The 22,683-nt window shown below is 72.6% G+C and carries 23 protein-coding genes; 10 read left to right on the forward strand and 13 right to left on the reverse strand.

Going from position 1 to position 22,683, the window contains the following annotated elements; all coding sequences use genetic code 11:
• Positions 1-7 precede the first annotated feature (7 nt).
• Together BLU84_RS20360 and BLU84_RS20365 are read left to right on the forward strand one after the other, a co-directional pair.
• Positions 8-586: a hypothetical protein gene (locus tag BLU84_RS20360; RefSeq protein ID WP_139175154.1), complete on the forward strand. Its 579-nt coding sequence runs from the start codon at positions 8-10 to the stop codon at positions 584-586.
• A 626-nt stretch (positions 587-1,212) separates the two neighbouring features.
• Positions 1,213-1,896 (forward strand): helix-turn-helix domain-containing protein, encoded by a 684-nt coding sequence (locus tag BLU84_RS20365; protein ID WP_083382946.1) that lies wholly within the window; start codon positions 1,213-1,215, stop codon positions 1,894-1,896.
• Between the two features lie 184 nt (positions 1,897-2,080).
• On the opposite strand, the gene BLU84_RS20370 is transcribed toward BLU84_RS20365, so the two are convergent.
• Positions 2,081-2,764, reverse strand: a complete 684-nt coding sequence (locus BLU84_RS20370; protein ID WP_074871500.1) for a YdcF family protein — start codon at positions 2,762-2,764, stop codon at positions 2,081-2,083.
• Between the two features lie 457 nt (positions 2,765-3,221).
• Between BLU84_RS20370 and BLU84_RS20375 the strand changes: the two genes are divergently transcribed.
• From BLU84_RS20375 to BLU84_RS20385, 3 genes are read left to right on the forward strand one after another with little or no spacing between them, the layout of a single operon-like run.
• Positions 3,222-4,421, forward strand: a complete 1,200-nt coding sequence (locus tag BLU84_RS20375; protein WP_074871502.1) for a beta-ketoacyl-[acyl-carrier-protein] synthase family protein — start codon at positions 3,222-3,224, stop codon at positions 4,419-4,421.
• Positions 4,418-5,227, forward strand: a complete 810-nt coding sequence (locus BLU84_RS20380; protein WP_074871504.1) for a beta-ketoacyl synthase chain length factor — start codon at positions 4,418-4,420, stop codon at positions 5,225-5,227. Before BLU84_RS20375 ends, BLU84_RS20380 begins: the two co-directional genes overlap by 4 nt.
• The gene (locus tag BLU84_RS20385; protein ID WP_074871506.1) at positions 5,220-6,065 is read left to right on the forward strand and encodes a glycosyltransferase family 2 protein; all 846 of its coding nucleotides are present in this window, start codon (positions 5,220-5,222) and stop codon (positions 6,063-6,065) included. Before BLU84_RS20380 ends, BLU84_RS20385 begins: the two co-directional genes overlap by 8 nt.
• Positions 6,066-6,192: 127 nt before the next feature.
• Here BLU84_RS20385 and BLU84_RS20390 read toward each other — a convergent pair whose 3' ends face one another.
• The 9 genes from BLU84_RS20390 to BLU84_RS20430 all read right to left on the reverse strand — a co-directional run bounded on the left by BLU84_RS20390 (position 6,193) and on the right by BLU84_RS20430 (position 13,599).
• A complete protein-coding gene (locus BLU84_RS20390) occupies positions 6,193-6,684 on the reverse strand; it encodes a DUF4156 domain-containing protein (protein ID WP_074871507.1) in 492 nt (163 codons plus the stop codon).
• Between the two features lie 158 nt (positions 6,685-6,842).
• The gene (fabG, locus tag BLU84_RS20395) at positions 6,843-7,583 is read right to left on the reverse strand and encodes a 3-oxoacyl-ACP reductase FabG (RefSeq protein WP_074871509.1); all 741 of its coding nucleotides are present in this window, start codon (positions 7,581-7,583) and stop codon (positions 6,843-6,845) included.
• Between the two features lie 40 nt (positions 7,584-7,623).
• Positions 7,624-8,079, reverse strand: coding sequence for a hotdog family protein (locus BLU84_RS20400; RefSeq protein WP_074872063.1), 456 nt, complete (start codon positions 8,077-8,079; stop codon positions 7,624-7,626).
• Positions 8,066-10,417 carry an MMPL family transporter gene (locus BLU84_RS20405; protein ID WP_074871511.1) on the reverse strand — a complete coding sequence of 784 codons (2,352 nt, stop codon included), beginning with the start codon at positions 10,415-10,417 and terminating at the stop codon, positions 8,066-8,068. The genes BLU84_RS20400 and BLU84_RS20405 overlap by 14 nt, the downstream gene beginning before the upstream one ends.
• A complete protein-coding gene (locus BLU84_RS20410; RefSeq protein WP_233431192.1) occupies positions 10,417-11,145 on the reverse strand; it encodes a LolA-related protein in 729 nt (242 codons plus the stop codon). The genes BLU84_RS20405 and BLU84_RS20410 overlap by 1 nt, the downstream gene beginning before the upstream one ends.
• A complete protein-coding gene (locus BLU84_RS20415; protein WP_074871514.1) occupies positions 11,057-12,043 on the reverse strand; it encodes a lysophospholipid acyltransferase family protein in 987 nt (328 codons plus the stop codon). The genes BLU84_RS20410 and BLU84_RS20415 overlap by 89 nt, the downstream gene beginning before the upstream one ends.
• Complete coding sequence (locus BLU84_RS20420; RefSeq protein WP_074871516.1) at positions 12,040-12,381, reverse strand: 3-hydroxyacyl-ACP dehydratase FabZ family protein; 342 nt, start codon at positions 12,379-12,381, stop codon at positions 12,040-12,042. Before BLU84_RS20420 ends, BLU84_RS20415 begins: the two co-directional genes overlap by 4 nt.
• A gap of 179 nt (positions 12,382-12,560) precedes the next feature.
• The gene (locus BLU84_RS20425; protein WP_083382950.1) at positions 12,561-13,271 is read right to left on the reverse strand and encodes a COG4648 family protein; all 711 of its coding nucleotides are present in this window, start codon (positions 13,269-13,271) and stop codon (positions 12,561-12,563) included.
• Positions 13,272-13,329: 58 nt separating this feature from the next.
• A complete protein-coding gene (locus BLU84_RS20430; protein WP_074871519.1) occupies positions 13,330-13,599 on the reverse strand; it encodes a phosphopantetheine-binding protein in 270 nt (89 codons plus the stop codon).
• 346 nt (positions 13,600-13,945) lie between these two features.
• Here BLU84_RS20430 and BLU84_RS20435 point away from each other — a divergent pair, with 346 nt between their 5' ends.
• Positions 13,946-14,962: a chorismate transformation FkbO/Hyg5 family protein gene (locus BLU84_RS20435; protein WP_074871521.1), complete on the forward strand. Its 1,017-nt coding sequence runs from the start codon at positions 13,946-13,948 to the stop codon at positions 14,960-14,962.
• Between the two features lie 120 nt (positions 14,963-15,082).
• On the opposite strand, the gene BLU84_RS25850 is transcribed toward BLU84_RS20435, so the two are convergent.
• Positions 15,083-16,579: a YadA-like family protein gene (locus BLU84_RS25850; RefSeq protein WP_083382951.1), complete on the reverse strand. Its 1,497-nt coding sequence runs from the start codon at positions 16,577-16,579 to the stop codon at positions 15,083-15,085.
• 484 nt (positions 16,580-17,063) lie between these two features.
• Between BLU84_RS25850 and BLU84_RS20460 the strand changes: the two genes are divergently transcribed.
• Positions 17,064-17,312, forward strand: a complete 249-nt coding sequence (locus BLU84_RS20460) for a hypothetical protein (RefSeq protein ID WP_074871524.1) — start codon at positions 17,064-17,066, stop codon at positions 17,310-17,312.
• 124 nt (positions 17,313-17,436) lie between these two features.
• Here BLU84_RS20460 and BLU84_RS20465 read toward each other — a convergent pair whose 3' ends face one another.
• Positions 17,437-19,002, reverse strand: a complete 1,566-nt coding sequence (locus BLU84_RS20465) for a dipeptide ABC transporter ATP-binding protein (protein WP_074871526.1) — start codon at positions 19,000-19,002, stop codon at positions 17,437-17,439.
• A complete protein-coding gene (locus BLU84_RS20470) occupies positions 18,999-19,871 on the reverse strand; it encodes an ABC transporter permease (RefSeq protein WP_074871529.1) in 873 nt (290 codons plus the stop codon). The genes BLU84_RS20465 and BLU84_RS20470 overlap by 4 nt, the downstream gene beginning before the upstream one ends.
• A gap of 162 nt (positions 19,872-20,033) precedes the next feature.
• Between BLU84_RS20470 and BLU84_RS20475 the strand changes: the two genes are divergently transcribed.
• The 3 genes from BLU84_RS20475 to BLU84_RS20485 all read left to right on the forward strand — a co-directional run bounded on the left by BLU84_RS20475 (position 20,034) and on the right by BLU84_RS20485 (position 22,624).
• The gene (locus BLU84_RS20475) at positions 20,034-20,549 is read left to right on the forward strand and encodes an RrF2 family transcriptional regulator (protein WP_074871532.1); all 516 of its coding nucleotides are present in this window, start codon (positions 20,034-20,036) and stop codon (positions 20,547-20,549) included.
• Positions 20,546-20,809, forward strand: a complete 264-nt coding sequence (locus BLU84_RS20480) for a hypothetical protein (RefSeq protein WP_074871535.1) — start codon at positions 20,546-20,548, stop codon at positions 20,807-20,809. Before BLU84_RS20475 ends, BLU84_RS20480 begins: the two co-directional genes overlap by 4 nt.
• A 363-nt stretch (positions 20,810-21,172) precedes the next feature.
• The gene (locus BLU84_RS20485) at positions 21,173-22,624 is read left to right on the forward strand and encodes an OprO/OprP family phosphate-selective porin (RefSeq protein WP_074871537.1); all 1,452 of its coding nucleotides are present in this window, start codon (positions 21,173-21,175) and stop codon (positions 22,622-22,624) included.
• Positions 22,625-22,683 lie beyond the last annotated feature (59 nt).

Below are 22,683 nucleotides of genomic sequence, written 5' to 3' on the forward strand. Positions count from 1 at the left end.
CGGTTCGGTGCGTTGCGGTGCGCTCGGGGTCGGCAGGCGCGGCGGCGGCGGCGCGGCAGCGGCGGGGCGATGGGTCGGCGCGGTCGCCGGAACGGTGGGGCGCGGCGCGGGCGAAGCGACCGGCGCGGCGGGACGCGTTGCGGTGGGCGCTGCCGATGGTGCGGCGGCGCGCGGCGTGGAGGCCGGCGTTCGCGTGCCGGTCGGCGCGGCGGTGTTGGAGGCGGGCGTGGTGGCGGCCGGACGGGTCGTCGTCGGCGCCGGGGCGGCGTTGCGCGGGGCGGGCGTGGGCGCCGCCGTTGCGCTGCGGGCGGGAGCGTCGCTGCGTGCCGGTGCCGGCGCGGGCGTTCGCGCGGCGGACGGCGCCGGCGCGGTGCGGCGCGGTTCCGTCGGCGCGGTGGCGGCGGGCATGGTCGATGCGGGACGCGATTCGGCCGGTGCCGCGGCTGCCGGCGTCGCTGCCGGGGGGCGCGATTCGGCGGGGCGCGGCGTCGGGCTGGTCGTGGTCGGTGCAGGAGCGGGCGGCTTCGCGGCCGGTGCCGGTGTCGATGCAGGCGCAGACGTCGCCCCCGCAGCCGGAGCCGCCTGACGCACCGGCGCAGCGGTGTTCGCTCCTGCCGGCGTCAACGGCACCGCCGTAGTCGTAGCCGGGAACGCCCCCGCCGCATTCGCACGCGGTTGCGGCGCAGGCGCGGTCGGGCCCTGCAACGGAACCGCCGTCGTCGCGGCGGGAAACGCCGCAGCTGCCGGCGCGCTCGCGGCCGCTGGCGGCGTCTCGTCCGGTTTGGGCGGCGTCTGCGCGGCCGGCGTCTGCGCCGTCGCGGGCCAGGCCAATGCCAACCACAACCCCACCGGCGCAAGCGCGCGCCAACCCCGCCCCCAGACCTTGCGACTCATCCCTAAACCCCCTTTCGCCCGGGCGCGGTCCCGGGAACTCCATCCAAAGCCGTGCGGCAGGTCGTGCAGCCGGCGGCAGCCCGGCAGTGTACTTGCTCGCCGGCGACGCATCGGCGACCGCCGCGCGCCGGCCCGGGGCCGCGAACCTTCGCCCGCACGCCGCCGGCACGCGCCGGGTGCCGCCGCCATGGCCGGCCGCCCGGCCGATTTTCCCGATTAGAAAGCCTATTTCACAATCCGCACAATCGCTTGCCGCCGCGGCTTGGCAAGGCTTCGGCGCGGGCCCTAGAGTCGCGTGTGCCCTACTCGGCCTAATCCATGCCCGCCAAGCGCAGCAAGACCGTCACCGTCGCCGCGCCCGCCGCCGCCCATAACCCGGGCGTCGCGCTGCGCGCCCTGCGCCGCCAGCGCGGCTGGACCCTGGCCGAAATCGGCGCCCGCACCGGCCTGCCGATTTCCACCCTGTCCAAGATCGAGAACGGCAAGATGTCGCTGAGCTTCGACAAGCTCACCCGCATCGCCCAAGGCCTGGAAGTGGACATCGGCGAGCTGTTCTCGAGCCAGGCGCCGGCCGGCAACGACGCCTTCGGCGGCCGCCGCAGCATCACCCGCGCCGGCGAGGGCTACACGATCCGCACCGAACACTACGACCATCTGTATCCGGCCTCGGAACTGCTCAACAAGCGCCTGGTGCCGATCATCGTCGAGCTGCACGCGCGCCGCCTGGACGAGTTCGGCGAACTGATCCGCCATACCGGCGAAGAGTTCGCGCTGGTGCTGGAAGGCGCGATCGAACTGCACACCGAGCTGTATGCGCCGGCGCGATTGGAAGCCGGCGATTCGATCTATTTCGACAGCACCATGGGCCATGCCTATCTCGCCGCCGCGCCGGGCCGTTGCCGGGTGCTGGCGGTGTGCTCGGGCGGCGAGGCGCACCTGCGCGAAGCGATGGCGCGCCAGGACCTGTTGCGCGGCGCGCGCACGCGCCGCGAGGACGCCTGAACCGCTGGCGCCGATGCGCCTGCCACAAAACTTCGCGCAAAACCCATCGCCGGCAAGGCCGAAGCGCCACCCCCGGCTGATCGCAGTCACATAAGCGGCTGGCAGCGATCACGGCGCCGAGTTTTCGCGAACGGAAAATTTTGCCGGCCGCCGGCCCGCTGCGGGCGGGCACGATCCGGCCGGCTCAGCTCAGCCGCGCCAGCATGCGGCGGCTGCCGGTCAGCCGCGCCCAGCGCGCGCCCAGGTCGCTCAGGCAAACGTAGGCGGCTTCGCCGGCCAGGCGTACCAGCATGCGCGGGCCCAGGCGCAGGCGCGGCTCGGCCGCGCACAGTTCGAAGTCGTAGCCGAGCCGGCGCGCGAGCCAGGCGCAGCGCGCCAGGTGGTAGCGGCTGCTGAGCAGGGTGACGCGGCCGCGCATGCCCTCGCCGAGCAGTTCGCGCGCGTTGCGCAGGTTCTGCAGGGTGTCGCGCGATTCGCACTCCAGCCGCAGCGGCGCGTCGGCGGCGATGCCGCGCGCGAGCAGGCCGCGCCGCGCCAGTTCGGCCTCGGCCGGTTGGTCGGCGGCGCCGCCGCCGAGCAGCACCACGCTATGCGGCGGACGTTCCGACCACAGCGCCGCGGCGCGGTCCAGGCGCGCTTCGAAATCGCGGTCGAGCCGCCCCTGCGGCGCGTGCTTGCCGAACAGCAGCACGCATTCGCCGCGCTCGGGCCGGCACGGCGCGTTGCGCGCCACTCGCAACACGTGGACGAAATAGCCCAGATACACCAGCCCGGCGCTGAGCGCGCACACCGCCGCGGCGACCGCCGCCACCAACAGGATGTCGCGATCGCCGAACAAGGCGATGCGATGGGCGATGCGGGTAGTCACGCGGAAACGGCCTGGAACCGGCGCTGGCCTGGGTGCGGGAGGCGCGCCGCGAACGCGGTCGGCGCGAATTGGATGGAACGCATGCAATCCCCCTGCGATGGAACTCGAATCCTCGCCGGCCCGGTGCGCGTGGGCTCGCCGACGACCTCGTCGCGGTTCGCGCCGCGGCGGCGGCGACGACGCCATCCGATACGACGCGGCGACTCGCGGCCGCGCCATGATACGCGCCGCATTCTGGCGCCGCGGTTCAGATCGGCGTTTCCAAGCCGCTCCCGACGCCGCCACCGACGCCACGAACCGCGCCGCAGACCCCACCGCCGCACCGCACGCACACCGCGATGAACCGTACAGCGTCGCACCGCTCCGGCATCGCCGGAGCCGCCGCGGCGCTTGGCTATACTGCGGGCCCGCCTCACCCTCCCGGCCCGCCCGCGCAGTGACATCCACCGTCTCCCCGATGCCGCCCCTGGCGATCCGCGCCTACACCGCCAGTACGGCCCTGGGGCACGGCCTGCCCGCCCAGGCCGCGGCCCTGCGCGAACGCCGCAGCGGCCTGCGCCGCAACGACTTCGCCCCGCTCGCGCCGGACCAGGCGCCGCTGGACTGCTGGATCGGCCGGGTCGAAGGAATCGAGCAGGCGCCGCTGCCGCCGGCGCTGGCGCACTGGGACTGCCGCAACAACCGCCTGGCCTGGCTGAGCCTGAACCAGGACGGCCTGCCGCAGGCGATCGCCGCCGCGGTCGCGCGCCACGGCGCCGAGCGGGTCGCGGTCATCGTCGGCACCTCGACCTCGAGCATCGGCGCCACCGAGGAAGCCTATGCGCGCCTGCACGGCGAACCGCCGCGCTTCCCCGCCGATCTCGACCGCCCGCAACTGCACACCCCGCATTCGCCCGGCGCCTTCGTCGCTGCCGCCACCGGCCTGCGCGGGCCGTGCGTCACCGTCGCCACCGCGTGTTCGTCCAGCGCCAAAGTGTTCGCCCAGGCCGCGCGCCTGATCGCCGCCGGCGTGGTAGACGCGGCCCTGGTCGGCGGCGTCGACACCTTGTGCGGCAGCGTGCTGTTCGGCTTCAACTCGCTGCAGTTGGTTTCGCCCGATCCGTGCATGCCGTTCGACGCGCGCCGGGTCGGCCTGTCGCTCGGCGAGGCCGGCGGCTTCGCCTTGCTGGAGCGCTGCGAACCCGAAGAGGGCGGCCTGCAATTGCGCGGCTACGGCGAATCCAGCGACGCCCACCACATGTCCACGCCGCATCCGCAGGGCCTGGGCGCGCGCCTGGCGATGGCCGATGCGCTGGCCCGCGCCGGCGTGGACGCCGATGCGATCGGTTATCTGAATCTGCACGGCACCGCCACGCCGGCCAACGACCAGGTCGAAGCGCTGGCGGTAGCGGCGTTGTTCCCGCCGCAGCTGCATGCCTCCTCGACCAAGGGCTGGACCGGTCACACCCTCGGCGCGGCCGGTATCGTCGAGTCCGCGTTCGCGTTGCTGGCGCTGGACAGCGGCGAGTTGCCCGGCACCCTCAACAGCCGCGAGCCCGATCCGGGCAACGGCCCGCAGATCCGCTTCGACAACGCGCGCGCGCCGATCCGCTACGCGATGAACAATTCCTTCGGCTTCGGCGGCAACAACTGCTCGCTGGTGTTCGCGCGCGCATGAACGCTTCAGCCCGTCCCGCCACCGTCCTGTCCGCCAGCGTCGAAGGCATCGGCTACTGGAGCCGCGGCCTGCCCGACTGGACCGCCGCGCGCGCCTACGCACAAGGCGGCGACGCCGTCGACGCCGCGCCCGCGCGGCCCTCGCCGCAATCGCTGCCCGCCAACGAGCGCCGGCGCGCGCCGGAAACCGTGGCGGCGGCGCTGGAAGTGGCCGCGGCCGCCTGCGCCGCGGCCGGGCGCGAGCCGGCGTCGCTGTCGTCGGTGTTCGTGTCCAGCCACGGCGACATGGCGATCACCGACTACATGTGCGCGACCCTGGCCCACGACCCGCGCGCGATCTCGCCGACCCGCTTCCACAACTCGGTGCACAACGCCGCCGCCGGCTACTGGACCATCGGCGTCGGCGCGATGCGTCCGGCCACCGCGCTGAGCGCGCTGGAAGGCGGCTTCGCCCAAGGCCTGCTGGAAGCGCTGGCGCAACTCGCCGCCGGCGAGGACGCGGTGCTGCTGGCCGGCTACGACGGCGCCGCCTACGGCCCGCTGGCCGCGGTCGCGCCGAGCCAGGGCCTGCTCGGCGCGGCGCTGGTGCTCGGCCGCGCGCCGCGCGCGGGCGCGCCGACCCTGCACGCGCGGCTCGGCCCCGCGCCCGAGGCGGCCGCGACGCCGGGCCGCCTGCGCCGACGCGATCCGCTCAACGCCTCCGCGCCGATGCTGGACCTGTTCGACGCGCTCGCCACCGGCGCCGGCGCGGTGGCGCTGCCGGCCGGCGGCGGCAGCGGCGTGTGGCTGGAACTGCGCCATGACTGAAGCAGCGGCGCCGCCCAGCGCGCCGGTGCGTTTGCACCGCGACAACGTCGCGGTGGTGATTCCCGCGCTCAACGAAGCGCTGCGCATCCGCGAAGTGGTCAGCGGCGCGCTGGCGCAATGCGGGCTGGTGATCGTGGTCGACGACGGCTCCGACGACGGCACCGCCGAACGCATCGCCGACCTGCCGGCGGTGCTGCTGCGCCATCCGCAGCGCCAGGGCAAGGGCGCCAGCCTGCGCGACGGTTTCGCCGAAGCGCTGCGCCGCGGCGCGGCCGCGGTGGCGACGATGGACGGCGACGGCCAGCACGCGGCCGAGGACATCGCCCGCCTGATCGACAGCGGCAACCGCCATCCCGGCCACATCGTGATCGGCGCGCGCCTGCGCAAGCGCGCCGCGCAGCCGACCTATCGCCGCGTGGCCAACGATTTCGCCGACTGGGGCGTGGCCTGGGGCACCGGCTACCAGGTCGCCGACAGCCAGAGCGGCCAGCGCCTGTATCCGGCCGACGTGGCCGCGCTGGAGCAGGTGCCGGGCGAGGACTTCGTGTTCGAGGCGCAGATCCTGATGTCGGCGGCGCAGCGGCTGGGCACGCGCTGCGTCTCGGTGCCGATCGAATCGCGCTACAACGTCGAAGGCGAACAGGCCTACCGCGCCAGCCACTTCAAGCCGCTGCGCGATTTCAGCCGGATCACTGCGCACATCGTGCTGCAGTGCCTGCGGCGCGGACGGGTGGCGCAGGTCTATCGCAGCATCCGCGCCCATCCGCCGCTGATCGACGATCCCAGCGGCGAGTTCGCCGCGCAGCCTGCGCGCAAGGCGCCGGTCGCGCCGCGCTGAGCGCGATTGGATTTTCGCGCAGCGAAGCCGGCGCGCTTTCGCTCACCCGACGCTGAAGTCTGCATTCCCAACGACGAACGCGCCGAGCGCGAAGCCCGACGCTGCGCCGCGCACCGCGCGCGGCGGCTCAGCGCGTGGGCGCCGCCGGAGGCGGCGGCGGAAGACCCTGCGGGCCGCGATCGGTCATCGGCGGCGGATTGAGCACAAAGATCGCGACCCCGCGCGCGAACTTCTGCCGCGGGCTGATGCTGACCCCGACCCCGCCGCCGCTGAAGTGGCGGCCGCCGCCGTAGCTGCCGCCGCCCGCGCCGACGCTGACCCCGCTGCCGCCGTAGCCGTCCTCGGTGCCCTGGAACAGCACGCCGTTGGCGCCGAGCTTGGCCGCCTCCGCACGCAGCTTGTTGATCACCGAGTTCATCTTGTTCTGCTCGCCGTAGGTGAAGGCGCCGCTGTTGCTCTGCAGCAGGGCGATTTCCTCGTAACGGCTCGGCGGCGGCGCGAAGTACACGCGCACCTGCTCCAGCGGGACCGGCGGGCGCGGCTGGCCGGTGATGACGTGCGAACTGGCGCAGGCGCCCAAACCCAGGACGAGCGCGGCCAACAGGAACAGTCTGCGCATGACGGCGATTCCGACGACGGACGTTGGGCCCATGCTACGACGTCGCGGCCGCGCGCGCGGTGAAGCGCGGCCCGTCCCGGCGCGCCGCGTTCATCGGCGGTCCGCCGGAGCCGACCGGCGGCGCCGCGGCCGGCACGGAACGCTCGGCCGCGTCGGCTTCAGACCATGCCGCCGTTGATGCCGATCACCTGGCCGTTGATGTAGCCGGCCTCGTCCGAGCACAGGAAACCGACCAGCGCGGCGACCTCGTCGGTGCGCCCGGCGCGGCCGGCCGGCACCATCTGCTTGATCGCTTCCTTCGGAAACGTCTCGTCCGCCATGCGCCCTTCGATCACGCCCGGCGCGACCACATTGACGGTGATGCCGCGGCTGGCCATCTCGCGCGCCAGCGACTTGGACGCGCCGTGCAGCGCGGCCTTGGCCGCGGCGTAGTTGCTCTGGCCGCGGTTGCCGAGCACCGCCGCCACCGAGGACACGCTGACGATGCGGCCGAAACGGGTGCGCGCCATCGGCAGCAGCAGCGGCTGGGTGACGTGGAAGAAACCGTGCAGCGTCACGTCGATCACCCGCCGCCACTGCGCATCGCTCATGCCGGCCATCGGCGCGTCGTCGTGGATGCCGGCATTGTTGACAACGCACTGGATCGGCCCGGCTTCGGCCAGACGCGCCAGCGCCGCGCGCACGGCCTCGCCGTCGGCGACATCGAAGGCCACCGCCTCGGCCGCGCCGCCGGCGGCGCGGATCTGCGCGACCACCGCTTCGGCGCGCTCGATGCCGCTGTTGGCGTGCACGATCGTGCGCCAGCCCTGCGCGGCCAGGCGCAGGCAGATCGCGCTGCCCAGATCGCCGCTGCCGCCGGTCACCAAGGCGCGCCGCGCCGGTTTGTCGGTTCCGCTCATCGCTGCTCTCCGCTGTGCGAACCCGGGCGTTGCATCGCGCTCACGCCCGGCTCCGCGCTGTGTCGTCTTCTGCGCGCGCCATCACCGCCGCGCGCCCGCTGGCGAGCAGTTCGTCGGCGTGGAAAATTTCGAATTGATACTGCCAGCTCCCGTCGCTCGCGGCCAACTGCCGCGCGCGGCCCTCCAGCGCGCCGGGCAGCTCGTCGATGCGCGCTGCGCGCAGCTCGACCGCGCGCAGCGCCACCAGCACGCCGGGCCGGGCGCGGCCGCCGCGCGCTTGCGCCAGCAGGCCGCCGTGCACGGCCATGAGCTGGGCGCCGTACTCGCACAGATGCACCGCATCCAGCCGCGCGCCTTCGCGCAGCGGATGGGTCGGGTCGCGGTGGCCGTCGCTGCGCGCGACGATGCGCGCCTCGTCCCACTCGATCACCGATTCCCACAGGCACATCAGGCCTTGATGCGGAATCAGCGCGGCGATCTCGTCACGACTGCGCATCGGCGGCCTCATCCAGGTCCATCGCCGCCGGCTCGCGCACGATCAACAACGCCAGCACGAAATTGAACACCACGCCCAGCGCCACGGTCGCGCCGATCGCGCGCAGCACCGGGATCGAGGACAGCGCCAGCAGCGCGAACACCATGAACGTGGTCAGGCTGCAGACGATCACCGCGTGCAGGGTGCGCAGCTGTTCGCCGCGGTCGTCGCCGGCGTGGTCGAAGAACAGCGCGTAGTCCAGGCCCAGGCCGGCGGCGAGGATCAGCGAGACCAAATGGAACAGGTTGAGCTCGACGCCGAAGCCGCGCAGCGACGCCAGGATCAGCAGCGTGCTCAGCGCCATCGGCGCCAGCACCCGCAGCACCCGCCGCGGCGAGCGCAGCGCCACCCACACCGCCGCGGCCAGCAGCACGCCGGCCAGGGCCAGCGCCATCAGCACGCGGCCGCGATACTCGGCGACCAAGGATTCCGACGCCTGCTTCAGATCGAGCAGGCGCCCGCCGTGACGGCGCACCGCCGCTTCCACCGCTTCGGGATCGTGCAGCCCCGACAACGCCACCAGCGCGGTCGCGCGGCCCGGACGTTCGCGCAGCAGGCCTTCGATGCTGCTGGCCAGCCCGGTGCCGGCGAGGTCGCGCGGGCGCAGCGGCGGCGCGTGGCGTGCGGCTTCGACGTCGCGCAGGAAATCGGCGAACGCGTCCTCGCGCAGCGGCGTCGTCGCGACCGCCTCGGCCATCGCCGCGCGCAGCGCTTCGGGCTCGGGCAGGCGGCGCTGGCGTTCGAGCTGGGTGCGCGCGCTGGGCAGGTAGCGCGCGGCCAGGTCGTAGCCGGCGATGGCGCCGCGCTGGCGCAGTTGCGGCAGTTCCTTGAGCAGGCCTTCGGAGGCCTGCAGCGCGGCCTCGGCGTCGCGCGCCTCGATCGCGGCGACGAAGCGCACGTCCGGCGCGCCGAGTTCCTCGCGCAATTGCGCATCGCGCGCCAACGCGTCTTCCGGCACCGGGGTGAGCTTGGCCAGATCGTTCTGCCAGAACGGCCCCGGCACGAACAACACCACCGCCAAGGCCAGCGCGGCCAGCAGCGACACGCTGGCCACGCCCAGCCGCGGCCAGCGCGCCAGCGCGGTCCACACCCGCGCCAGACGCTGCGACTGGGCGACATCGCGCGGCGCCGGATCGATCAGCGCCGGCAACACGAAGCGGGTGGTCAGCGCGGCGGTGGCCAGGCCGACGATGGTGAACACCGCCAGTTGCTGCAGCCCGTCCACGCCGGAAACGAAGAAAGTCAGATAGGCGATGCAAGTCGAGGCCACGCCGGTGCCCAGCGTCGGCCACAGGCTGCGCGCGCTGGTCCACGGCGACAAGCCTGGGCGCTGGTGGCTGTAGAGATGGATCGGATAGTCCTGGACCACGCCGATCAAGGTGAAACCGAACGCCACGGTGATGCCGTGCACGCCCTCGAAGCAGATCGCCACCGCGCCGAGGCCGGCCAATCCCGCGGTCGCCAGCGGCAGGCCGCCGATCAGCGGCGCCTTCCAGCTGCGATACGCCAGCCACAGCAGGGCGACGAACAACAGGCTGTCGATGGTGCCGATCAGGCTGGCCTCGCGCTGGGTGCGCCCGCCGATCTCCAGCGAGAACGCGCCCGGCCCGCTGACGGTGAGCTGGGCCGGGCTGGCGCCGCGCGCGCGTTCGAACGCGGCGCGGATCGCGGCGATGGCGCGCTCCTGCCCGCTCGGGTCGAAACCGGCGGCGCGGGTTTCCACCGCCAGCAGCGCCTGCCGGCCGGCGCGGTCGAACCACACGCCGTCGAGCGTCTGCGGCGCCAGCGCCGGCTGCCAGGCTTCGGCCAGGCGCAGCATTTCCATGGTCGGGTCGCTCGGCAGCAGCGGCTCGATCAATTCGCCCGCGGGCGAGCCCAAGTCCTGCACCCGACTTTGCAGCTGCTCGCTCAGGTAGGCCGTGTCCAGGCGCTGTTCGTCGAGCGTCGGCGACAGCAGATAGCGGTACGGGCGCAGGCGCTCGGGCACCGACTCCAGGCCCAGGCCGGCGCCGTTGGCGACCAGCTTGAACGCCGGCTGCGCCGACAGCGCCTCGCGCATCGCCTGCGATTGCGCGGCCAGCGTCGCCGGCGTGTCGCCTTCCAGCGCCAGCAACAGCAGGCGCGAACCGGGGCCTTCGCCGAGTTCGTCGATCAGCAGCTTCTGCGCCGGGGTGCGCGCGCTGGGCATGAAGCTGCGCAGGTCGCCGCTCAGTTGCAGGTTCGCGCCGATCGCCCAACCGGCGACAGCAAGTACGCCCAGCCACAGCAGGGCGAACAGTACGCGACGGGCGGGCGTCATCAGCGGGTCGGGCCGTGGCTGCGGCACAGCGCGGCCAGCTGGCTGGCGTCGCCGACCGCGGCGGCGGCGCGCGCGGCGGCGCCGAGCAGGGTGCGCTGCTGTTCGCTGCCGCGCGCCGGCTGGGTTTCGATGCAGCGCAGTTCGTCGTCGCGGCCGAGCAGCACGATCGCGCGCACGCGCGCGGCGACCTGGGCGTCCTTCGGCGTCAGCGTCACGCTCCACTGCCGGCGCGTGCCTTGCGCGGCCAGCGCGTAGTGGCGCTCGAGTTCGGCGCGGTCGCCGCCGAGCAAGGCGCCGAAGCTGGCTTGCAGCGCCACCAGTTCCGGCGCGCGCGACAGCGAGAAGCGCCGCGGCGGCTTGCCGGCGCGGGCGATGCTGACCTCGCCCTGCCCGGGCTTGGCGCCGGTGCGGATGCTGGTGGTTTCCGCGTACGGCTCGCGCACCTCGCGCACCAGGGTGTCGGCGTCGGGGCGTCGGTATTCGCCGGACACGCGCAGCGGCGCCTTGAGCAGGGCCGAGCCGCGCACCTCGACGAAGTCGGTGCGCGCCGGCACCGGCTGGGCCAGGCGCGGCAGGATCCAGGCCGGATCGGCCGGCTGCGCGCCCTCGTCGGCGACGCGCGCGGGCGCGGCGGCTTGCTCAGCCGGCGCGGCGAGCGGCCACGTCGCCGCCAGCAGCAGCGCCAGGGTCGCGCCGAGCGGCGCCGCGGGAAAGGTAAGAAGCTTCATCGGCCTGCCAGAAATCGTAGAAGTTGAACCAGTTGTACGGCGCGCAGCGCGCGTGGTGTTGCAGACGCTCGGCATAGCGCTGGACCAGCGCGGCCAGCCGCGCCGGGCGCTCGCGCCGCTCGATGCTCAACGCTTCGCAGAACGGCTCGAACACCAGTTCGTAGCGCGCGCCGCCGCGGTACAGGCCGAAGGCCAGCGCCACCGGCAGCTTGAGCGCGGCGGCGATCAGCCACGGCGAGGTCGGGAACGGCGCGCCGGCGCCGAGGAACTCGGCCGTCGTCGCCGGCTCGCCGGGCCCGGCGCGGTCGGCGAGCATCGCCACGATCGCGCCTTCGTCGGTGGCGTGCTTGATCTGCAGGGCGATGCTCGGCCCGTCCTGGCCGGCGTCGATGACGTTGGCGGCCATCTGCGGGTCGAGCGCGTCGAGCATGCGCATCAGCACCGCGTTGTGGCCGCGGTCGAGCACGACCTTGACCCGCAGCTGCGGCCGCCGCCGCGCCAGCACCCGCAGCGCTTCGAAGCTGCCCAGGTGCGAGCCGAGCAGCAGCACGCCCTGGCCGCGGTCGAGCAGCGCCTCCAGCGATTCCAGGCCGCGCAGCTCGACGTCGAAACGGTCCATGCCCTGGCGGAGCATGAACACCCGGTCGAGGATGGTGGCGGCGAAGGTGTGGATGTGGCGGGCGACATCGATCAGCCCGGCCGGGCGGCCGAGCGCGCGCGCCAGGTAAGCGCGCGAGGCGCGCCGCTCGGGGCCGCGCACCAGCAGATAGAACGCGACGATGGGATACAGCGCCAACCGCGCCACGGCGCGGCCGCCGCGATCGGCGATGAAGAAGATCGCGCGGTAGGCCAGCGGCCCGCCGCCTTCCGGGCGGCTCTTCCAGTCGCCGGCGCTCATGCCGGCGCCTGCCCGCCGCGCGCGGCGATACCGGCGACCAGTTCGCCGCTGGCCAGCAGTTCCTCGCCGCGGTGCACGCGAAAGCGCCAGCGCGCGGCGCCGGCCGGCTTCGATGCGGACTGATCCGGTTCGATCGGTTCCAGTTCGATCCGCGCGGTTTCTCCCGGCAGCAGCGGCTGCAGGAACTTCACCTGCGGCAGGCGCAACCCGACCGGTTCGCCGTACTGCGCGCGCAGCGCCTGCAGCACCCGCTCCAGCACCACCACGCCGGGCACCAGCGGCCGGCCGGGGAAATGACCCGGCAGGCAGGGATGATCGGCGGGGACGACGAAATTCATGGACGGTGCGGCGGCTACGCAATGGACGGACACCGAAGCATAGAGCACGCCCAGGCCAACGCGGCGCGACGATGGCGCTGCAAGCGTTTTCAACGCATCCGCCAGGGTCGCGCGAGCATGCGGCGCTGAACCCGAACCAACGCGCGCGCCGCGTATCGCGCGCGTCGGACGCATCAGGTTCAGGAAGAAAACAGTTCCTTCCAGAACCGCGGCCCGAGCTTGGCCATGCGCCGCAGGAAATCGAAGAAGCCGGTTTCCGGACGGTCGTGGAAACGGCGCCGGCGCACCAGATACTCGCCGGCGAACATCGCGCCGATCACGCCGTAGTTGAGGATGTTGGCGAACCACGACCACTGCTCTTGGGTGATCGACGGCGAAGGCGCGTAGCCCAGCCGCGCCAGCAGCCCGTCGGGCACGGCGATCAGCGCCAGCGCGGCGTTGACCACGGTCAGCAGCGCCAACACCGCCGCCCACAGCGCGGTCAGGCTGCGGGTGTAGCGATACAGCGGCGGCGCCAGCTCGCCCGGCGCGCAGCCGTACAAGGCGGCGACGATGCGGGTGATCAGGCCTTCGCGCGGCGCGCGCAGGCTGCGCGCGAACCACCACGCCAGCCAGCCGTTGAACAGCATCGGCGGGGTCAGCAGCAGCATCTGCGCGTACGGCGTGCGCGCCAGCGCGGCGAGCGCGGCCAGCAACGCGGCGAAGATCGCCCACGGCGCCGGCCGCAGCGCCAGCAGGCCGTCGATGACGATGAAGGCGACCAGGTCGGCCAGCGCCAGCGCCGCCGGCACGCCGCCGCCGTCGTGGCTGGCCCAATGCGCGAGCAGCGGGAAGGCGATGGCGAGCAGCACGCGCGCCGGACCGCTGGCGCTGGACGCGGATTCGTTCACGGCAGGTCGGGCCCGGCAAGGGTCGCGGCGCGCGCCGCAGCGGCGGCGCGCGCGCGGATCACGCCGCGCGGTGCTGTTCGATATGGTTCGACAGCGCGCGCAGCGAGGCGAAGATGCGGCGGTTCTCGTCGTTGTCCGAACGCAGCTGGAAGCCGTAGCGCTGGGTGATCGCCAGCGCCAGTTCGAGCGCGTCGATCGAATCCAGGCCCAGGCCTTCGTTGAACAAGGCCGCTTCCGGATCGATCTGCTCCGGCGCCACGTCCTCCAGGTTCAGGCTCTCGACCAGCAGCTGCGCCAGCTCGCGTTCGGCGGGGCTTTGTTCAGACATCGTGCGTTCCGTGACAACTATTACAAGGGGCGCCACGATCCTTCATCGCGCCGCACGGCGCAACCGCCGGCGCCGGGCGCGCTCGCAAGCGTCCGCCGGCGGCCGCGGGCAACTGGCGAAAAATCAACCACTTGCGCCGCACCGACGCGGCTTTGCCGGGCCCGGCCTGCGACCGTACGGCCGTGCGGTGCGCGCCTGCCGCGAGCTATCATTTGCGCATGAAGCCTTCCGTTTCCGCGTCCGCGACGGCCGTTCCGGCCCTCGCCGCGGCCGGCTCCGACCAGCCGCCCGCCCCCGCAATGCCCCCGCTGTCCCCGCTTGCCAGCCACCGCGCGCGAGGCCGGCGATGAGCGCCGCGCCCGCGATGGTCGGCGGCCCGCGTCTGCAGGTCGATTACCTCGACGCCGACCCGGCGCAACTGCTGGCCGAAGACGACACCCTGGCGCTGTTCGGCTTCGGCCAGGACGCGCCGCACCACGACGACCCGCGCTACCTGCGCGTGCCGCTGGAACCGTTCGGCGACCGCCGCCTGGAGCGCTGGCGCGGGCTCGGCCCGGTCGCCAGCGGCCGCGACGGCGATCTGGCCTGGTCGCAGGACGGCACCCTGCAGTTCGGCGTGATCGAAATCGACGAACCCGAACCGCTGCCCGGCGAGCCCGTCAACGGCGAGATCGGCCGCGCCGCCGAATATCTCTACCGCAAGCTGCTGGCCTTCACCGCGCAGCGCGGCTATCCGCATCTGCTGCGGATCTGGAACTACCTCGACGGCATCACCCTCGGCCACGGCGACGAAGAGCGCTACCGCGTGTTCTGCGTCGGCCGCGCCGCCGGCCTGGGCGAGTTCCCGATCGCGCGCCTGCCGGCGGCGACCGCGATCGGCCGCGTCGACGGCGCGCGCCGCCTGCAGGTGTACTGGCTGGCCTCGCGCGTGCCCGGCACGCCGCTGGAGAATCCGCGCCAGGTCAGCGCCTATCGCTATCCGCGCCGCTACGGCCCGCAGTCGCCGAGCTTCGCCCGCGCGATGCTGCCGCCGCAGCCGGCGCAGATGCCGCTGCTGCTGTCGGGCACCGCGGCCGTGGTCGGCCACGAATCGCGCCACGCCGATTCGGTGCTGGCCCAGCTCGAGGAAACCCTGGCCAACTTCGACAGCCTGATCGGCGCCGCACGCCAGCAGCGCCCCGGCCTGCCCGCCGCGTTCGGCCCCGGCTCGCGCCTGAAGGTGTACGTGCGCGACCTGCCCGACCTGCCGCTGCTGCAGGCCGAACTCGACCGCCGCTACGGCGACCGCGTGCCGCGCGTGCTGCTGCATGCGGCGGTGTGCCGGCACGAGTTGCTGGTGGAGATCGACGGGGTGCACGGCTGAGTTCGCCGCGCGGGCGGCGCGCACGCGAGTCCGCGCCGCGCTGGCGCAGCAAAAGAAAGGCCCGCCGAAGCGGGCCTTTCTGCATTCAGCCGGTCGTGATCGGCAACCGCGGATCCGCGCTTACAGATCCACGCCGAAGCCGACGCCGCCCGAGCTTTCCGAGCCCGAGAACGCCGCGCCGATGCTGACCGACACGTTCTCGTTGATGCGCCGGCCGTAGCCGATGGCCAGGCCGCTTTCGCCGTCCTGGAAGCCCGCGCCGACCGCGAGGCGGCCGCGGCCGGGCTTGGCATAGGCGCTGTTGGCCGACATCTGCGACATCGCCGCCGACATCGCGCCGTTGCGGCGGATGCGCCGGTCGAGGTCTTCGAAGCGGTCGTTGACCTCGGCGCGGAAATTGCCGAAATCCAGGTTCAGGCCGTTGATGCGCTGGTCGGTGTAGGCGTTGGCCTGTTGCACCGAGGCCGCGTCGCCGGCCTGCATCTGGCGCAGGTTGACCGCGTCGGTCGCGGCGGTGGCGTTGGCGACGTTGGCCACGCGCGTGCCGTTGGCGCCTTCCAGGGTCATGGTGCTCTTGGAGGCGTCGTCGTAGTTGGCCGACAGCGCCGAACCGCCGCCACCGCCGCCCGGGCCCTGAGGACCTTGCGGCCCCTGCGGGCCTTGCGGACCCTGGGGACCTTGCGGGCCCTGCGGGCCGGCCGGAATCGCCGAGATGCGCCCGTAGAGATCCGTCAGGCGGCCGTCGACCGCGCCGAACGCCGCGCCCACGTCGTTGAACGCGCTGCCCTGGATCGTATAGGTCGGCGGGGTGAACACGCCGCCGGCGAAGCTGGCACCGCCGCCGAACACGCCCACGGCGCGATTGAGCTGGGCCAGGTTGGTAGCGTCGGTGTCCTGGGTCGCGGCGGCGACGTTGACGATCTGGCGCTCGGCGCCGGCGGCGCCGACCGAGATCGTATTGGCGCGGTCGGCGAGCGAGTTGTTGCCCAGCGCGACCGCGTCGGCGGCGGTGGCCTGGCTGTTGAAGCCGGCCACCAGGCTGCGCGCGCCGCTGGCGCGGTTGCCGTTGCCGATCGCGGTGGCGTCGTCGCCGTCGACTTCGTTGTCGCCGCCGATGCCGTTGCCGCGCGCGCCCTGCACCCGGTTGCTGCGGCCCAGCGCGTTCGCGCCGACGCCGTCGGTGGAGTTGAAGTTGCCCAGCGCGCTGCTGTCCTGCCCGTTGGCGCGGTTGGAGAAACCCACCGCGCTGGTGCTGTTGCCCAGCGCCTGGTTGCCCGAGCCGACCGCGGTGCCGTCGTCGCCGAGCGCGAGGTTGAGGTTGCCGCTCGCCGTCGAACGCGCGCCGGTGGCGAAGTTGCTGCTGCCCACCGCGGTGCTGTCCTCGCCGGCCGCGGCGTTGTTGCTGCCCACCGCCACCGCCTGCGCGCCGTCGGCGCTGTTGGCGATGCCGCAGGCGACCGCGTCGAAGCCGTTCGCGGTGCTGCCGCCGTCGTTTTCGTTGCCGGCGATGCCGTCGGTGAGGTCGCAGGCGCTGCCTGCGTGCGCCTGTCCCGACGCGACCACGTTCATACCGATGACGCTGGCGATGGCCAGCGCCAATAGAGTGCTGTGTTTCATTCCTTTATTTCCCCTAAGGCTGACAAGAACCGATACGGAACCGTCAAGGCATGCGTTCTGAGCGATGCGGTAGACCGCGCCCTCCCCGGCACCGGCCCACTAACCATAAAGCGATTTGCTGCACTTTTATACAGCCAAGCAGGTACGAATTATTTCACCGAACCGGACCGTTCCGGCACGCTCTTGGTCATGCTGTTGCAACGCAGCAGGCGCAGGCTGAACGGTTGAATCCGCGCCGGCCGCGTTCAGCGTCGGGCGCGCCTGCGGCTCGCGCGGCGGCGACGCAGCCACGTTCGAACTCGCCCCCGCCGCCGTATTCAAGCGCCGCCGCAACGCGTGATTTTCGCCAACCGCAAAGCGGCGGCGCCGACGCCGCTGTTTGAACGGCAAGCCCGCCGCCGCGACTAACGGCACTTGAATGCGCGCATGGCGCCACTCATTTTGCGATAAGGCCAATCCGGCCCGCTTGTGGAGCGCAACGACGATGGGAGTGATCAGCCTGATCTGGGGCGTGGTGGCGCTGCTGTGGATGATCCTGGCGCTGATTCCGCTGTTGGGATGGGGCAACTGGTTCCTGATCCCGTTCGCCGCAGTCGGCGCGATCATCGCCGCGATCGGCGTGCTGTTCAGCGGCGCCGGCAAGAACGGCCGGGCCAAGGCCGGCCTGATCCTCAACGCCATCGTCATCGTCGTCGGCGTCGCCCGCCTGAGCCTCGGCGGCGGCCTGATCTGACCGCTGCGCCAAACTTGCGCCGCTCCTCATGTAGGAGCGGCGCAAGCCGCGACCGCGAAACCGCAACTACAGCGTATCCCGGCACGCCACCCGCGCAACGAAGCGCGCCGTCGCCGCAGCAGGCCTACAACGCCGCGCGCGCCGCCAGCAACGCGCGCGTATGCGCATGCGCCGGCGCGCCTAGCACCTGCGCCGTCGTCCCACTCTCCACGATGCGCCCCGCCTCGAGCACCGCGATACGCTCGGCCACCGCTGCGGCCGCGGACAGATCGTGGGTCACGAACAACAACGCCAGCTCGTGCTCGCGCTTGAGCCGCGCCAACAACTGCAACACCGCCGCGCGGTGATGCGCATCCAGCGCCGACACCGCTTCGTCGCACACCAGCAGCTGCGGCCGCGTCGCCAGCGCGCGGGCGATGGCGATGCGCTGGCGCTGGCCGCCGGAAAACTGATGCGGATAACGCTCCAGCATCGTCTCGTCCAGGCCGACCGCAAGCAGCAACTCGGCGGCTCGCGCGCGGCGCGCGGCCGCGTCGCCCTGGCCGTGGATGCGCAAGGGCTCGGCGACGATCTCGGCCACGCGCATGCGCGGATCGAGCGAGGCATAAGGGTCCTGGAACACTACGCCGGTGCGCGCGCGCAGCCGGCGCAGCGCGGCCGGATCCAGCGCGGCCAGATCGACGCCGTCGAACACCACCCGCCCCTGCGCGCCGCGCAACAAGCGCAGCAACGCGCGGCCCAGCGTGCTCTTGCCGCTGCCGCTTTCGCCGACCAGGGCCAGGCCTTCGCCGCGGCGCAGTTCGATATCGACGCCGTCCAGGGCCGCGCGCGGCGCGCGCGGATAACGCATGCGCAGGCCTTCGCCGCGCAACAGCACCGGCGCGTCGGCGTCGGCCGGCGCCGGCAACGGCGCGATCCGGTCGGCGGCGATCAGCTCGCGCGTGTACACCTGCGCGGGCGCAGCGAACACCTGCGCGGCGCTGCCGCGTTCGACCGCGGCGCCGCGCTGCAGCACCAGCAACTGCTGGGCGTAGGCGCCGACCAGCGGCAAGTCGTGGCTGATCAGCAACAGCGCCAGCCCGTCCTCGCGACGCAGACGGTCGAGCAGATCGAGAATGTCGCGGGCGATGCGCGCGTCCAGCGCCGAAGTCGGCTCGTCGGCGATCAGCGCGCGCGGCTGGGTCGCCAGCGCCAGCGCGATGGCGATGCGCTGGCGCTGGCCGCCGGAGAACTGATGCGGATAGCGCGCCAGCGCCGCCGCGGGTTCGGGCAGTTGCACGCGCTCGAACAGCGACTGCGACTGCCGCCGCGCTTCGTCGCCGCCCAGGCCGCGCACCGCGCGCAGGGTTTCGACCAATTGCGCGCCGACCCGGCGCAGCGGATGCAGCGAGGCCAGCGGATCCTGCGGCACCCAGGCCAGGGTGCGGCCGCGCAGGCGCGCGTGCGCGGCGGAGTCCAGCGCGATCTCGGCGCCGTCCACGCGCAGGCGTCCGCGCGCGCGCAGCGGCGACGGCAACAACCCGAGCAGCGACAGCGCGGTCAGGCTCTTGCCGCTGCCGCTTTCGCCGACCACGCCCAGGCATTCGCCCGCATGCAGTTCCAGATCGAGCGGGCCGAGCAAGGCGCGCGGCGCGCGGCCACGTTCGGCCGCTTCCACTTGCAGGCCATGCAGTTCCAGCACGGCGCTCATGCCGAGGCGGCCTCATTCGGGCGCGCAGGCTCGGTGCCGCGCGCCTGGGCCTGGCCGCGCACGTCGAGCCAATCGCGCAGGCCGTCGCCGAGGAACTGGAACGCGGCCAGGGTCGCGACCAGGAAGCCGGCCGGGAACAACAAGGTCCACGGCGCGCTGTCGAGTTCCTGCACGCCTTCGGCGAGCAGCCCGCCCCAACTCGAAGACGGCTCGTCGATCGACAGGCCGAGGAAGCCGAGAAAACTCTCGACCAAAATCGCCTGCGGCAAAATCAGGCCGAGATACACCAGCGCCAGCGGCAGCAGGTTCGGCAGCACGTGCCAGCGCAGGCGCTGGCCGAAGCTCGCGCCGGCGGCTTGCGCGGCCAGCACGAACGGCGCCTCGCGCAGGCGCGCGGCCTCCGCGCGCATGACCCGGGCCAGGTCGATCCACACATAGCCGCCGATCGCCGCCAGCAGCAGCCACAGCGAGCGTTCGAACAAGGTCAGCAGCAGGATCACCACCAGCAGGAACGGCAGCGCCGAGAACACGTCGAGCACGCGCAGCATCCAGCGTTCGACCCAGCCGCCGGCGAGTCCGGCGATCGCGCCGTAGCCCAGCCCGATGACCAGCGCGACCACGCTGGCGAGCAGGCCGATGCCCAGCGACAGCCGTCCGCCGGCCAGGGTGCGGGCGAACACATCACGGCCGATGGCGTCGGTGCCGAACCAGTGCCCGGCCGTGCCCGGCGCGGCCGACAGCGCCTCCCAGTCGGGCAGGACCGGCCCGAACCGGCTCAGCAGCGGCGCCAGCCAGCACACGGCGGCCAGGACGCCCAGCACCGTCAGGCAGGTGCGGGCCAGCGGGGGCAGAGGAGTGGCGAGTCGCATCGGCCTCATCCTACCGGCTCACGCGGCTTTGCGACTCCCGCGCCCGCCGCGGCCCCGACGGCGGACCGCCGGCACACATTCCGCACCGGCATACCCAGATAAGCCAATGCCTCTTCCCCTGCGCCGGCCGCCGCGCCACATTTCCTACATGGTGACTGGGAAATGCTGACGATGAAGGCCAAGTACGCCCTGCGCGCGATGTGCGCGCTGGCGCGCGCCGAGGGCGGGCGGACCGCGCCGGCGCCGCGCCACGGCCGCCTGCAGGCGCGGGCGATCGCCGAGCACAGCGGCGCGCCGAGCAAATTCCTCGAATCGATCCTGGTCGACCTGCGCGAAGCCGGCTTCATCAACAGCCGGCGCGGGCAGAAGGGCGGCCACACCCTGGCGCGCCCGTCCGATCAGATCATGGTCGGCGACGTGATCCGCGCCATCGACGGCCCGCTGGCGCCGGTGCGCTGCGCCAGCGTCAGCGCCTACCAGCCCTGCGCCGACTGCGCCGATCCCGACGCCTGCAGCCTGCGCTCGCTGATGCGCGAGGCGCGCGACGCGCTGTCCAACGTGCTCGACCGGCGCAGCCTGCGCGAACTGGCGCTGATGCCGGACTTCGGCGCGGCGGCGATCGACCCGGCGCTGCTGGACGCAACCTTCCTCTCGGCCGAACTGGGAGAGCGGCGGTGAGCCGCGCGCGCAAGTCCGCGCCCGGCGCCGCGCGCAAACCCGCGCCGGCCCAGGTGTCGACCGTGCGCTACGCGGCGCAGCGCGCGCCGGAGCCGGAAATCAACATCGTCAACCTCAGCGACAGCGAGTTCGCCCTGCTGCGCGCGCTGCGCGGGCTTGGCGCGGGAAGGATCGAGGTGATCGTGCAGGCCTCGCGCATCGTCGAGATCACCCGCAGCGAGCGGGTCGAGGTGACGGTGCCGGCGGAGTCGTGGGGATGAAGCTTCGCGATGACGCTTGCGTGCGGCGCGGGGGCGCCGGGGATTCGTGTTTGCGCTGTCGTCGGGGCGTTTGCGGCGGGTGAGGCGTTCGATGTCTGGGCTTGGTTGACTTACAAGCCGCGCAGACGCCGAGGTTTCGCTGTCGGGGCAGTCGTCTAGACGCTTGCCGCGGTTTGTTGGGGGTTGGGTTTATCGGCTCGATGGTTCGCGGGTGCGCGAAGCACGTCGTTGCTGGGGAAATCGTTGGGACGCCTTGGGGCGGCTGCGGTTTCTAAGGGATTTTTCTTTGTTGTTTTTTCTGCCAGTTCCGTGGTCCGTGCCACCCGGGCCCTTCCACCGTCTTTCGATGAAAGGAGCAGCACCATGCCAAACCGGGTCCGCCGGCCGCTCGTCCGCCTCACCACCGCGCCGCTGTGGGCGGCGCTCGCCTGCGCCGCCGGTTTGCCGGCGCATGCGGCCGAACTCACGATCGAGCAACTGGCGCAACGCCTCAAGGCGATCGAACAACGCCTGGGCGCCGCCGCGCCGGCCGTCGCCGGCAGCGAGGGCGGCGAAGGCCTCGCCGATCTCGACCAGCGCCTGCGCATCATCGAGCGCAAGCTGGAACTGCAGGCCGAGGAAAGCGCGGCCAAGGCCGCCAGCACGCCGGTGGTGGCGCTGAGCGCGAGCAAGGGCCTGTCGATCAAGTCGCCGCCGCCGGGCGATGTCGAAGTCAAGCTCAAGGCGCTGGTGCAGGCCGACGGCCGTTTCTTCATCGGCGATTCGCAGGTACCGCAGAACGACACCTTCCTGTGGCGGCGGATCCAGCCGAGCATCGAAGGCAGCTGGGGCTCGCTGGTCGGCTTCCGCATCATGCCGGAGTTCGCCGGCGACACCGCCACCATCAACGACGCCTACCTCGATCTGAAGTTCGATCCGCGCGCGACCTTGCGCATCGGCAAGTTCAAGAGCCCGGTCGGACTGGAACGGTTGCAGTCGAGCGGTTCCACCGGTTTGATCGAGCTGGGCCTGGCCTCCGAACTCACGCCCAACCGCGACCTGGGCCTGCAGTTGCAGGGCGAGTTCGCCGGCTCCACCGTGAGCTACGCGGTCGGCGTGTTCAACGGCGCGGTCGACGGCCGCGACAGCCCCACCACCAATCCGGACAACGAATTCGAATACGCCGGACGCATCTTCCTGGAGCCGTGGAAGAACGCCGGCGGCGCGCTGCAAGGGTTGGGCTTCGGCCTGGGCGCCAGCGCCGGCGACCGCGCCGGCAGCGGCAACAACTTCCTGCCGCGCTACCGCACGCCGGGACAGTCGCAGTTCTTCAACTACCGCAGCACCGTGCTGGCCGACGGTGCGACCAAGCGCTGGTCGCCGCAGTTGTATTTCTACCGCAACGCCTTCGGCCTGCTCGGCGAATACGTCAGCTCCAGCCAGGAAGTGCGGGTGGGCGCGGTGCGCGAGGAACTCGACCACCGCGCCTGGCAGCTCACCGCCGGCCTGGTGCTCACCGGCGAGGATGCCGGCTACCGCGGCGTGTCCCGGCCTAACCATCCTTTTACCGTGGGTAGTGCAGGCTGGGGCGCGTTCGAACTGGTCGCGCGCTACGGCCGCCTGGAGATCGACGACGCCGCGTTCCCGCGCTTCGCCGATCCCAACGCCGTCGCCGCCGCCGCGCGCTCGTGGGGGCTGGGCTTGAACTGGTACCTCACCTCCAATCTGAAACTGGTCGCCAACTACACTCAAACCCAATTCGACGGCGGCGCCGCCGCCGGCCGCGACCGCGAGGACGAAAAGGCGTTCTTCACCCGCGCCCAGCTCGCGTTCTGATCCGAAATCTTTCCATTCGACACGTTCCGGACTTACCCCATCTCGCAGAGGATCGACCG

It is taken from the genome of Lysobacter enzymogenes (assembly GCF_900106525.1).
In the GTDB taxonomy this organism is placed as follows: Bacteria; Pseudomonadota; Gammaproteobacteria; order Xanthomonadales; family Xanthomonadaceae; genus Lysobacter; species Lysobacter enzymogenes.